7 protein-coding genes and 1 tRNA gene are annotated in these 12,669 nt (G+C 63.3%); 7 read left to right on the top strand and 1 reads right to left on the bottom strand.

The window, feature by feature from the left end; all coding sequences use genetic code 11:
• Positions 1-521 precede the first annotated feature (521 nt).
• Positions 522-2,039, top strand: a complete 1,518-nt coding sequence (locus FRAAU_RS15690) for an amino acid permease (protein WP_014404503.1) — start codon at positions 522-524, stop codon at positions 2,037-2,039.
• Between the two features lie 220 nt (positions 2,040-2,259).
• Complete coding sequence (locus FRAAU_RS15685) at positions 2,260-4,806, top strand: PepSY domain-containing protein (protein ID WP_014404502.1); 2,547 nt, start codon at positions 2,260-2,262, stop codon at positions 4,804-4,806.
• A 21-nt stretch (positions 4,807-4,827) separates the two neighbouring features.
• On the opposite strand, the gene FRAAU_RS15680 is transcribed toward FRAAU_RS15685, so the two are convergent.
• Positions 4,828-6,912, bottom strand: coding sequence for a phosphocholine-specific phospholipase C (locus FRAAU_RS15680; RefSeq protein WP_014404501.1), 2,085 nt, complete (start codon positions 6,910-6,912; stop codon positions 4,828-4,830).
• Positions 6,913-7,070: 158 nt separating this feature from the next.
• Here FRAAU_RS15680 and FRAAU_RS15675 point away from each other — a divergent pair, with 158 nt between their 5' ends.
• The 5 genes from FRAAU_RS15675 to FRAAU_RS15655 all read left to right on the top strand — a co-directional run bounded on the left by FRAAU_RS15675 (position 7,071) and on the right by FRAAU_RS15655 (position 12,588).
• Positions 7,071-7,802: a siderophore-interacting protein gene (locus tag FRAAU_RS15675; protein WP_014404500.1), complete on the top strand. Its 732-nt coding sequence runs from the start codon at positions 7,071-7,073 to the stop codon at positions 7,800-7,802.
• A gap of 277 nt (positions 7,803-8,079) precedes the next feature.
• Positions 8,080-9,945, top strand: a complete 1,866-nt coding sequence (locus tag FRAAU_RS15670) for a M61 family metallopeptidase (protein WP_052318013.1) — start codon at positions 8,080-8,082, stop codon at positions 9,943-9,945.
• A 162-nt stretch (positions 9,946-10,107) separates the two neighbouring features.
• Positions 10,108-10,184: transfer RNA gene (locus tag FRAAU_RS15665), tRNA-Arg, on the top strand.
• Between the two features lie 448 nt (positions 10,185-10,632).
• The gene (gene fabG / locus FRAAU_RS15660) at positions 10,633-11,364 is read left to right on the top strand and encodes a 3-oxoacyl-ACP reductase FabG (protein ID WP_014404498.1); all 732 of its coding nucleotides are present in this window, start codon (positions 10,633-10,635) and stop codon (positions 11,362-11,364) included.
• Positions 11,365-12,117: 753 nt separating this feature from the next.
• On the top strand, positions 12,118-12,588 hold the full coding sequence (locus FRAAU_RS15655; protein ID WP_014404496.1) for a MarR family winged helix-turn-helix transcriptional regulator: 471 nt from the start codon (positions 12,118-12,120) through the stop codon (positions 12,586-12,588).
• Positions 12,589-12,669 lie beyond the last annotated feature (81 nt).

The following is a 12,669-nucleotide window of genomic DNA, read 5'->3' as shown; positions in this document are numbered from 1 at the left end:
CCGATATCGACGGCCGCCGGCCTTGTCTGGCGGCCGTTTTTGTGTCTGATGACTGGATGTGGATATCGATCCGAACGGATTCCTGAGGCACCAGATCCCGGGTCCGCACTGCCTGCTGTCGACCATTCCCGGACCTCAGGTGATGGCGGAGCGGTCCTGTTCCGATGCCGGGTGGCCTATCCATGCTTTCGTTGCGTCATCGGTGCCGGAACGGCACTGCCTGGTTGCAGCGCAACTAGGCAGTGAAGGTCATCACGGTTAAAGTGGAAAAAGCATCATCCGCGGCTTGGACGGCGAAGAAGTCGGGCCCGGCCGGTGGCGGTTTGATCAGAGTGCTCGCTGTCAGCCTTCCGGCGACAGCGCGGCAATGACACTGGCGGAGCGGGTCGGGTGATTCAGGCAGCACAAAGTCGTGCACGGACGCATGGCTGCAGTCGACGAGGTCGGCCGAAGCGCGAGGGCGCGCCGGCCGGCCATCCTCGGCCGCCGCACGTACGGAACAGACGGCAGGGAACAGAAGCATGACAAAAACAGCGAAGATCTGGCGACGCAAGTCGGTAGCGCAATTGCAGGCCGACGCCGCCAGCCCCGGGGGCTTTCGGCGGGTATTGGGCCTGTGGCAGCTGACCGCGATCGGCGTTGGCGGCATCATCGGGGTCGGCATCTTCGTGCTGGCAGGCCAGCAGGCGGCGACCAATGCGGGGCCCGCCGTGGCGCTGAGCTTTCTGCTGGCAGGGCTAGGCAGCGCCTGTGCGGCGCTTTGCTATGCGGAGTTCGCCGGCATGATTCCGGTCACCGGCAGTGCCTACACCTATGGCTATGCCGTGCTCGGCGAGCTGGTCGCCTGGATCATCGGCTGGGATTTGTTGCTGGAATACGCGCTGGTCGTTGCCGTGGTGGCGATCGGCTGGTCCGGCTATGTGCAGGTGCTGCTGGCTTCGGTGGGCATCGAGCTGCCGATCTGGGCCCGGCGCAGCATGAGTGACGCCACCATGCACTATTACCTGCATCAGTTGCTGGCCGGGCTTGGGCTCAGTTATTCGTCCGGACCGCCTGCGCCCACCGACGGCTATCGTTTCAATGTGATCGCGGCCGCGGCCTCGATCGGCGTCGCGGGTCTGCTCAGCCTGAAAACCGAGTGGGGCGCACGTTTCAATACCGTCGTGGTCGGGATCAAGTTGCTGGCGGTACTGGCCGTGGTCGGCGTCGGCGTGTTCTATATCCACCCGTCCAACTGGCATCCGTTTGTACCGGCTCGTATCACCGATGCTGCAGGGGTGGGGCATTTCGGCTGGCAAGGCGTGCTGACCGGTGCCAGCGTGGTCTTCTTTGCCGTATTCGGTTACGACACCCTGACCACCGCCGCCGAAGAGGCACGCAATCCGCAGCGGGATCTGTCGCGGGCGGTGATGCTGTCCCTGGCGGTGGCGATGGTGCTGTATATCGCCGTATCGCTGGTCCTGACCGGCATCACTTCGTATAGCCGGCTGGGTGGTGATGCCTCGGTTTCCGATGCGTTCCGTTCGATCGGGCTGGGCTGGCTGGCGACGGCCATTGCCGCAGCGGCGGTGGTCGGGGTCACCAGCGTGCTGTTTGCCTTTATGCTGGGGGCGGCCCGCATCGGTTTCGCGATGGGGCGCGACGGCTTGTTGCCGGCCTGGTTCTCGCGTCTGCATCCGCGCTTCGGCACGCCGGCCCGACCGACCATGCTGCTGGGCTGTTTTACCGGGCTGGTGGCTGGCCTGCTGCCGATCAGCGAGGTGGCCGAGCTGGTCAATATCGGTACGCTCAGTGCCTTTGTTCTGGTATGCGGCGCCGTATGGCTGCTGCGCCGCCGGCAACCGGAACTGGTCCGCGGTTTCCGGGTGCCGGCCATGAACCTGGTCGCGCCGCTGGGCATGGCTTTTTCGGTGCTGCTGATCGCTGGTTTGCCCTGGGTGACCTTCGAGCGGTTCCTGATCTGGATGGGCCTGGGTCTGCTGCTTTATTTCGGCTACGGCATCCGCCACAGCCGTCTCGGTCAGGCCGAGGGCGACTGAACACAGGGGCCGCATTGCGGCCTCTGTCTTGCCCCTGATATCGGTAATGGTTATCATTTGACATTGCTTTTCGCAGCCGGCCACGCGCCGGCCACGGAGAGTGACGGCATTCGCAGCGCGTCGATGGCTCGCGCGGTCTCTGGTGTCTTGACCTGACAGCAGGCATCAGGGTCGGACCACTGATCGGCTGATGGTTCCCAGATCTTGCAAGCAGGCTGACATGACGCGGAAAGTGCTGTTTCAAATCCACTGGTTGCTGGGCATCACGGCCGGTCTGGTTCTGGCCGTGATGGGTGTGACCGGCGCGATGATGAGCTTTCAGGACGAGTTGATGGCCGCCTTCAGTCCGGAGGTGGTCGGCGTCACCCCATCATCCAGTCCGCGCATGGAGCCATCGGCCTTGATGGCGGCTGCATCGGCACAGCACCAAGGACAGCCGGTGGCCGCTCTGGTTCTGGATGCGGCCGCGGACCGGGCCGCCCAGGTGGAGTTCGCGCCCAGCGATCCGCGCCAGCATCATGGCGACCGCAGCTATATCAATCCCTATACCGGGCAGCTGCTGGGTCTGCCGCATGGCGCTGCCTTTTTTCTGGGTGTGCGCAATCTGCATCGTTATCTGTTGCTGCCCGGAGATGCCGGTGGCATCGGTCGGCCGATCACCGGGATTTCCACGTTTGCGCTGATCTTCTTCGCCTTGTCGGGAGTGTATCTGCGCTGGCCGCGCAAACCGCTGGACTGGCGCAACTGGCTGACCCTGGATCTGCGCCGGCGCGGCCGTGATCTCTATCGCCAGTTGCATGCCGTGATCGGCGCCTGGCTGGTGGTGCTTTATCTGCTCAGTGCGCTGACCGGGCTGTGGTGGTCGTTTGAATTCTATCGCGGCGGGCTGACCCGGATGCTGAGCAGCACGCCGGCAGCCACGATGCCACGGCGTACCGCGGAAGGGCATGGCGGTGGCCGGGACGGCCATGACGGCTTCCGGATGGATCCGGCCATTCTGGACGTCAGCTGGCAGCAATTCCGGCGCGCGGCGGGTCCGGACATCGCACGGGCCAGTGTCATGCTGCCTCGCGCAGCCAAGGGGCAGCTGGTGATCCGCGCACTGGACCGTCATGCCCGCTATGGGCGGATGACGGACGACTGGAGTTTCGCCGCGGATGATGGCCATCTTGTCGGGGTTCGGCGTTATCGGGCACTGGCGACCGGTGACCTGATTCTGGGGCATATCCTGCCGATCCATGATGGCAGTTTCTTCGGTCTGCCCGGACGGGTGCTGCTGCTGCTGTCGAGCCTGAGCATGCCCTTGTTCACCGTCACCGGGCTGCTGCTGTATATCGGTCGTCGTCGACAGAAGCGGCGTTTGCGGACCATCGCCTTGCCTGCTGCTGCAGGCGGGGCGACCGATGGACCCTTGATCATCTACGCCAGTCAGGCCGGCCATGCCGAACGGCTGGCGCGGCTGACTGCCCGGGCTTTCCACGTCCAGGGCCAGATGCCCCGCCTGCTGGCACTGAACAACTGGCAGCCAGACCAGGTTCGAGATGGGCAGTTGTGTCTGTTCGTGGTCAGTACCTATGGTGAAGGCGAGCCGCCGGATCAGGGGCGGCTGTTTGCCAAGTCGCAATTGTGCAGCGCGATCCCTCGCCGGCTGCCGGCTCTGGAGTTCGCGGTGCTGGCCTTGGGTGATCGGCTCTATCCCGATTTCTGCGCGTTCGGCAGGCAGCTGGATACCTGGCTGGAGCAGTCCGGTGCCCGGCGGGCCTTTCCCATGCTGGCGCTGGATGGCGACAGCCCGGCGGGCCTGCAGCAATGGCAACGGCAGTTGCGCCGCTGGGGTGTTGCGGCGACGGACCATGTCGGCTGGGGCGAAGTGCCGTGGCAGCGCTGGCGCCTTCTGGAACGCCGCTGTCTGAATCCGGGATCACCGGAGCATCCGGCCTACTGGCTGCGACTGGCCGCTGTCGATGCCGGGCTCGCGCCGTGGAGGGCTGGCGATCTGGTGGAGATCCTGCCTGCCGACGCACCGGCACGCATGCAGGCCTGGCTGGATCGCCTGGCCGTCATCGAACCTCGGGCCACGGCCGCCGATGGCAGCCATGTGGCAACGACCTGCGCCGGTTCAGCCACCGCGACGGAGGTCGCCGAAGTGGCTGGCATTCCTGAGCTCAAGCCGCGCGAGTATTCGATTGCCTCGATCGAGGCACAGGGCGAGATCCAATTGCTGGTACGTCAGGTTCGACATGCCGATGGAAGTCTGGGTGTCTGTTCTGGGTGGTTGACCGAAGGTCTTGAGATCGGCGACACGATTCCGCTGCGGATTCGATGCAACCCGGGCTTCCATCCGCCGTCGGAGTCCACGCCGCTGATTCTGATCGGCAGTGGTACCGGCCTGGCCGGCCTGCTGGCCCATCTGCGGGCACGTGTCGCGGTCGGCGCCGGTGACAACTGGCTGGTGTTCGGTGAACGCCACGCCGGTTCGGATGACTTTTTCGAGGAAGAACTGCGTCAGGCGCAGCAGGATGGGTTTCTGCAGCGACTGGATCGGGTCTATTCGCGGGATGGGCAAGGGCCGCGCTACGTCCAGGACCAGTTGCAGATAGCCGCGGCTGATCTGCTGTTCTGGGTGGAGCGTGGCGCGGCGATCTATGTCTGCGGCAGCCTGCACGGCATGGCGACCGACGTGGATCTCTGTCTGCGCGGGATTCTGGGCTCAAGCCAGCTCGACGCGCTGAGCCTGGCCGGCCGTTATCGCCGCGACGTGTACTGAATCCGGCGCAGCCTCCGCCATTCAGGCCGTGGCACGTCCGATCGCAGGATCGCTCATGCTGGCCGCGCCGGTTTCCACATGGCCGGCCATCCGCTGCAGATAGTCCGGTCGCTGGCTGCAGCGCACGCTGACATCGTACCAGTGATAGCGTGCAGCCAAAGGCAGACTCAGCCGGAGGCTTTCGCCGGCAGCCAATGTCAGCCGGCGTGGCGGGCGGCTCTGGTAGAGGTCCTCGATCTGCAATTCCACCGCGATCCGGTCCGGATTGGCCAGGCTCAGCACCAGCTCGCCGCTGGCCGGGTCGGCCCATGTCCCTGCGCGTGGTTCCGCCGCCGCCGTCGGGTCATGGCTGAACTGGCGCAGAAAGCCGTTCGGACCATGAATGTCCAGCCAGCGGACAGGACCTGTCCGGCTGGCCGCCTCGGGCCAGGCCACCAGCATCTGGCTGCCTGCCGCCACGCTGTAGAACCATGGCCCGGCGACATCGTCACGGGTATGGGCATTGAGCGCCACGCCGACCGTGCCACGATTGTCCAGCAACAGACTGCGCTCTCCGCGGGGACCGATCTGCAGGCTGACCTCGAAATCGTAGGGCAAGGCCCGGGCAGGTCGTTGGCCCGGCTCCTGCTGCGGCATCGATTGTCGGGCCGGTGGCTGCGGTGGCGGCAGTCTGCAGCTGGCATCGGTGGCGGCGATGGTATGTCGGGTCGATGGCAGGCTCGGCCAACCGGCATCACGGCGGCTGAAGTCGAGCGCCGAGGTCAGATCGCCGGCCAGACTGCGGCGCCAGGGGCTGATGTTCGGCTCGGCCACGCCGAAGCGACGTTCCAGCAGGCGGATCACCGAGGTGTGATCGAACAGCTGTGAATTGACCCATCCACCGCGGCTCCAGGGCGAGACCACCAGCATGGGGACCCGGATGCCGAAGCCCACCGGTACGCCTTGATAGTCTTCGCCGCGGGTATCGATATTGCTCTGGCCCAGCTCGGACCGGATTGCGGGGATGGGCGGCGGGACATGATCGAACAGGCCGTCGTTCTCGTCGTAATTGATCAGGAATACGGTCTTGGACCAGGTCTCGGGATGTCGCGCCAGCGATTCCAGCAGGCGTGATACCAGCGATTCGCCGTAGCCTGGTGTCGCCTTGGGATGCTCGCACAGGGCAAACGGCGCCACGATCCAGGAGACCTGAGGCAGGCGACCCTGATCGAGGTCACGATGGAAAGCCTGGACCAGCGGCTCGCCCAGGGTGCTGGCCGCATTTTCAGCCGTGGACCCTTCGGCCCAGGCTCGGCCCTTGCGATACAAGGCGGTATCCGGATCAAGCTGACGGAAGCTGGCAAAGGACTGCAAGGCGTTGTCGCCGAAATTGTCGTACTCCTGGTACAGCTTCCAGCTGACTCCGGCCTGCTCAAGCCTTTCCGCATAAGTGCTCCAGTGCAACGCCCCCTGCCAGTCCGGGTTGTCACGCGACATGTCGGCCGTCCAGTTGCCGTCATCGACGTTGTCCACGGCCTGGCGGCCGGCGTTGCCGACCGACAGGCCGCTGCTGCCGCTGAACAGAAACAGCCGGTTGGGGTTGGTGGGGCCGAACAGCGAGGCGTGGTAGCCGTCGCAGATGGTGAAGGCATCGGCCAGCGCGTAATAAAAGGGAAGGTCCTGGCGGGTGAAATGGCCCATCGTCATCCGGGTCTTGCGTGCCACCCAGGCATCATGGTCCTTCCAGACCTCGTGCGATCCTTTCCAGTCATGATTGAGGTCATCCATGCACTGGGCTCCGCTGCGGCGGGTATCCAGGTGAAAGGGAAGCAAGGTTTCATTTCCGCCGGGGACCAGCGGCTGTTGCCATACCGGCTTGCCGTTGCGCAAGGTCAGCGGGCGCGGGTCGCCATAGCCGCGAATCCCGCGCAGGCAGCCGAAATAATGATCGAAGGAGCGGTTTTCCTGCATCAGGATCACCACATGTTGTACGTCATCCAGCGTACCGGTCACTGTCGCGGGGGGAACGGCCAACGCCCTGGCAATCGAGGCGGGCCATAGCGGCGAACTGGCGGCAGCAGCGGACATCTGCAGGAAACGGCGGCGATCAACAGGCATGGTGGCCATCGGAAGCGGGATTAAGGACAAGGTATCGAATGTCCATGACCATACAATGGCAGATGGCCTCGCGGTGGCCGGCCGGATGCGCCCGTGTCGGCCCCGCATCGCCACGACCAGGGATGAGCGGCGATAATCCATTGTGATGGAGTGAGCAGGGCAAGCACATGAAGGATGGAAGTGTCATCGCGACGGAACGTTTTCCGCCGCCGGGTTACCTGACGCTGAAGGTGGTGGCCATCGACCGGAGTCTGGCAGGACAGGCGCGATTGACGCTGCAGGGGGTGGAACTCGCCGAGTTCGGACCGTGCCGTCCGGGCGCCTGGCTCCGCGTGTTCATCCCTGGTCCGCAAGGGGATGTGGGGCGTGTCTACAGCATCCGCGAATTTGATCGTGATCATCATCGGTTGCAGATCCAGGTGATGCGGAGGCGCCATGGCGGGGTACGCTCCGACTGGTTGCTGGAGCATCTGCAGGTGGGGGAGCACCTGCATGTGATCGGTCCGCGCGGGGGGGCCGAGCCACGTCAGGATGTCGACTGGCATGTCATGCTGGGCGACGAAACGGCCGTGGCCGCGATTGCCAGTCGCCTGCAGCGGCTCGGGCCGGAGATGCCGGTCGAGGTCAGGCTGGACGTGCCGCTGCCGGCGACAGCCTATCGGGAGGATCCGCGGATCCAATGGCTGTCAAGAGCTATCCATGCCAATGCCGAGCCTTCCCGGTTGTGGCAGGCGGTGGCGGAACTGCCACCCCGCAGCGGTCGTGGCGAGCTCTGGATCGCTGGTGAAACCGGGTTGGCAAGGGCCCTGGAGTCCTGGTGTCGCGAGCACTGGGCGCATTGCGAGCTGGATGTGCGGGCCATCGGTTACTGGCAGTCGCCCTCCATGGTCAGCGACTGAGGTTGCGGCCGGGCAGTCGGCAAGGCATGACCAATGGCAGGGTCGCCATCCGCGGAGCAGGGATAGGATCGGGGATTGACGATGCTGCGGCGCGACGGTCGTGCCGTGCGAAAAGCTGGATCCGGTGCATGTCCTGGAACAGATCCGCTGGAGCTCTGGCTTCATAGCTGGCCGGAACCGCAGGCTGGCACCGCATCACGTACTTATCGATGGTCGATCTATCCGAGGCAAACTGATTGTGAAAAGACATCTCCTGACCTGTGCCGTTCTGGCCGCCATGGCTTCGGTTTCAGCCCATGCCGCCGTCACCATTCCGGCTGATGTGCCCGCACCGCAGAATGTGCCGTATCCGGGAACCTTGACGCTGCAGGTGGATGCCACCGATCTGGCGCACCGGGTTTTCGGCGTTCATGAGACGATTCCGGTCCAGGCGGGCAAGCTGACCCTGCTGTATCCGGCCTGGATCCCCGGCGACCATTCGCCGACGGGGCCGATCGACAAGGTGGCCGGTCTGAAGATCAGCGCGGGTGGCAAGCCGCTGGCCTGGGTCCGCGACCAGTATGATGTCTATGCCTTCCATGTCGATGTGCCGGCAGGAGTCAGCTCCATCGATGTTGATTTCCAGATGCTTTCGGCCCAGAACAGCGGGCAGGGCCGCATCCTGATGACGCCCGAGATGGAAAGCATCCAGTGGGCCAATGTCAGCCTGTCGCCGGCCGGGCATTATGCCCGCCAGATCACTGTGCAGCCCAGCGTCAAGCTGCCCGTCGGCTGGCAGTTCGGCACCGCGCTGACCACGGCCTCGCAGGTCGGCAACGTCGTCAGCTTCCAGCCCATCAACTACGATGATCTGGTGGACTCGCCGATCCTGGCCGGCAAGTATTTCAAGCGGCTGGATCTGGATCCCAAGGGCCGTTCGCCAGTGCATCTGGATATCGCCGCCGATGATGCCACCTCGCTGGAGGTGACTCCCAAGGAGCTGGAAGTGCACCGCAATCTGGTGCGCCAGATGGACAAGCTCTATGGCGCCCGTCATTACAATCACTATGATTTCCTGCTGTCGCTGACCAAGAAGCTGGGCATGATCGGCCTGGAGCATCATCGCTCCAGCGAAGATGGCGCCTCGCCGGGCTACTTCACCAAGTGGGATGACAATTGGTATGGCCGTGATCTGCTGGCCCATGAATACAATCATTCCTGGGACGGCAAGTATCGTCGCGGCTTCGATCTGAACACCCCGAACTTCGATGTGCCGATGGGCGACAGCCTGCTGTGGGTCTACGAAGGCCAGACCCAGTACTGGGGCTACATGATGTCGGCCCGTTCCGGTCTGATGACGCCGGAGCAGGATCGTGACGTCTGGGCGCTGGCCGCGGCGACCTATGATCGCAATCGCCCGGCTCTGGGTTGGCGCTCGATTGCCGATACCACCAATGACCCGACCATCGCCCAGCGTGCGCCGCTGCCGTACCGCAACTACCAGATGAGCGAAGACTATTATGTCGGTGGTGCCCTGATCTGGCTGTCGGTCGACACCAAGCTGCGCGAGCTGAGTCATGAGAAGAAGTCGCTGAACGACTTCGCCCATGCTTTCTTCGGTGTCAATGATGGGGCTTGGGACGTCGATCCCTATCACTTCGAAGATGTGGTCAGCACGCTGAACAGCATCGTGCCCTACGACTGGGCCAGTTTCCTGCGCAGTCGCCTGGATGCCCACAAGGCTCCGCTGGATGGTCTGGAGCGTGCCGGCTGGAAGCTTTCCTACGATGCGACCCCGTCGCCGGCCATCGCGGCCTCCGAAGCCCATCGCCATTATATCGATGCCATCTACTCGCTGGGTCTGGCGGCTCGTGCCGACGGCAGCCTGTATGACGTGGTATGGAACGGCCCGGCCTTCAAGGCAGGTCTGGGTGCAGGCATGGTCATTACCGCCGTCAATGGCAAGACCTTCTCTCCTGACGTGCTGAAGGCGGCCATCACGGCGGCCAAGACCGGTACGGCGCCGATCGAGCTGATGGTCAAGAACTTCGATGAATTCCAGACCATCAAGATCGACTACCATGGCGGTCTGCAGTATCCGCACCTGGTGCGCATTCCCAATACCAAGGATCGTCTGAGCGCCATCATGGCGCCGATGAAGTGATCCCGGCGCATCCCGGAGGCGGTTCAGATCGCTTCCGGGGTGCCGCTGCAGGGAATGGCAGAAACCAGTAGGCGTGGCGGCATGGATTGGGTACAATACCCGTCCTGCCGGTCGCAGGTGTTGCAGTAAGGACTGCAACATCGGTGATTGCAAGCTCAAGATGCGCTCGTAGCTCAGCCGGATAGAGTAGTGGCTTCCGAAGCCATTGGTCGGGGGTTCGAATCCCTCCGGGCGCACCATGTACAGGGTCGTCGCACCCCGAGAAAACCGCAAGCCTCTCTCGCAGAGCCTGCGGTTTTTTTGTGCCTGCGGCGGGGGATGGCCGGATTTGACTTCAGTCTTGCCAGACCTGCAGGGAGGGTTGGCACATCGCTTCAGGCGTATCGGTCTGCCCAGCCTGCTTTTGGGCACAGTCGAGCAACTTGGGGAGGGCATGGAAGTTTGGCCCAGGCCGAAGCAGCGATGGGGACGACGAGGGGCAGATCCGGCCGGGCGGGCAGACTTGCATCAGTTCGTGCAACGCCACTCAAATGGGAGCATTGGTTGCAGGTGCATGCCCGTTTTGACTTGAGTCTGGACGGGACATGCTTTCCTGCGGCGTGTGGCCGACGAACATGTACCGGTCGAGGCCAATATGGCGGTATTCAAGCCCGCGGAAGTGATGCGATTTTTGGAGAGTCGGACGATATGCAGAACAATCGGAGTGTGCTGGTGACTGGCGCCAGTCGTGGTATCGGCCGGGTGATCGCCTTGCGGGCGGCAAGCGCGGGTCATGATGTGGTGGTGCATTGCCGGAGCCGGATGGATGAAGCCCGACAGGTGGCCATCGAAATCGAGGCGATGGGGCGCCAGGCCAGGGTATTGGGTTTTGACCTGGCCGACCGCGCCGGCACCCGGGCCGCGCTTGAGTCCGATATCGAGGCGCACGGCGTGTATTACGGAGTGGTCTGCAATGCCGGCATGGCCCGTGACGCTGCTTTTCCGGCGTTGTCAGGGGAGCATTGGGATCAGGTCCTGCATACCAATCTGGATGGCTTCTACAATGTGCTGCAGCCTCTGATCATGCCGATGGTCCGCCGACGCAAGCCCGGACGCATTGTCACCTTGTCATCGGTATCAGGATTGGTGGGCAATCGCGGTCAGGTCAATTACAGTGCGGCCAAGGCCGGCATCATCGGTGCCAGCAAGGCACTGGCGCTGGAGCTGGCCAGCCGTGGCATTACGGTCAACTGCGTGGCTCCGGGTCTGATCGAGACCGAAATGCTGAGCGATGAAGTGATCGAACATGGTCTCAAGCATGTGCCTGCAGGCCGGCTGGGCAAGCCTGAAGAGGTAGCTGATCTGGTGGTCTTCCTGCTGTCCGATTCCGCGGCCTATATCACTCGCCAGGTGATCTCGGTCAATGGCGGCATGGTCTGAAGTGAGCCGTGAGGTAGTTGCGGCTTCGGCACTCAGGCGGTACGAAATCGGCAAAGCCGCCCTGGCGATTTCATGGAACCTCGCAATGGCCATGGCGGAGTCGGGCTGGATCCGGCGCAAGCGTGCGGTGCAAAGCGGTGCCACGCCGCGTTTTCCGGTCACCGGCTGTTTGCCGCCCACCTCGGGCGGGCAGATGCGATGTCAAATGTCGTGATGAAATCAGATCACTGGCTTCGCTGACCCTTCCCGAGTCGAGGGGGGCTCCGGCAGACGCGTGCAGAGGTCATTGACGACGGGCTGTCGCTCGATCGGGACAGCCGTGGCCGGGGCGGGGACGGCATCGATTCGGGAAGTGGTGACCTGTAACGGATCCTGTAGCTCGTTCAAGATCCATGCAGTGCCTTTCGGGCAGCTGTGATCCGTCGCGCTAGCTGCCGGGCAGGCCATATCCTGACAGGCATGACTGGACGAAGTCCCTGATCCTGGCACGGATGGCCACCCATCGGTCCGGTGGCGGGGCCGGGCAAAAAAAACCGCCGCAGCTTGCACCGGGCGGAGGGGAAGTGAGACCTGGATATCTCTGATTCCGACTATAGCGCATGTCTTTTCGAAATGTATACGTCTAGACGTAAACTCCCTGTCGATGGCGTGATGCCGCCGCCGAGGTCTATGGACGGCAGGTCGGATGACAGGGTGATGCCGGCCCAAAAATGATCGCTTGCTTTTTAGTAGTGCACTATGTAATATGGACTCATGAAATCATCTCCCTCGTTGCCTCGGCCGGCGATTCCCCGTCTGGAAAACCAGTTGTGTTTTTCCTTGTACGCGGCCGGCTTGGCGATGAACAAGGTCTATCGGCGTCTGCTCAAGCCGATGGGTGTGACCTATCTGCAGTATCTGGTGTTGATGGTGCTGTGGGAGCGTGACGGGCTGACCGTTTCGGCCATTGGTGACCGGCTGTCGCTGGACTCGGCGACATTGACGCCCTTGCTGAAACGGATGGAGGCGGCGGGCTTGCTGCGCCGCCAGCGCAGTCAGGCCGACGAGCGTCAGGTGGAAATCTGGCTGACGGCGGCCGGGCAGCATCTGCAAGACTCGGCCAGGGCTGTCCAGCCGGCGATTGCACAGGCATGCGGTTGCCCGGTGGAAGAGCTGATCGGTATCAAGCGGTCCCTGGATGATTTGAGAGGGCGGCTGGTTGCGGTGGAAGCCAGTCTGGAATGAGAAAAATTCCTACGCTGAGCCTGCCTATCAAATAGCGCGCTATTAAAAAGCGAGCAATATACATTGCAAATCCCATCCTAT

This window comes from Frateuria aurantia DSM 6220 (assembly GCF_000242255.2).
Taxonomy (GTDB): domain Bacteria; phylum Pseudomonadota; class Gammaproteobacteria; order Xanthomonadales; family Rhodanobacteraceae; genus Frateuria; species Frateuria aurantia.
The sequence above is the reverse complement of the archived record's forward strand: the minus strand, read 5'-3'. Positions and strand labels throughout refer to the sequence as shown.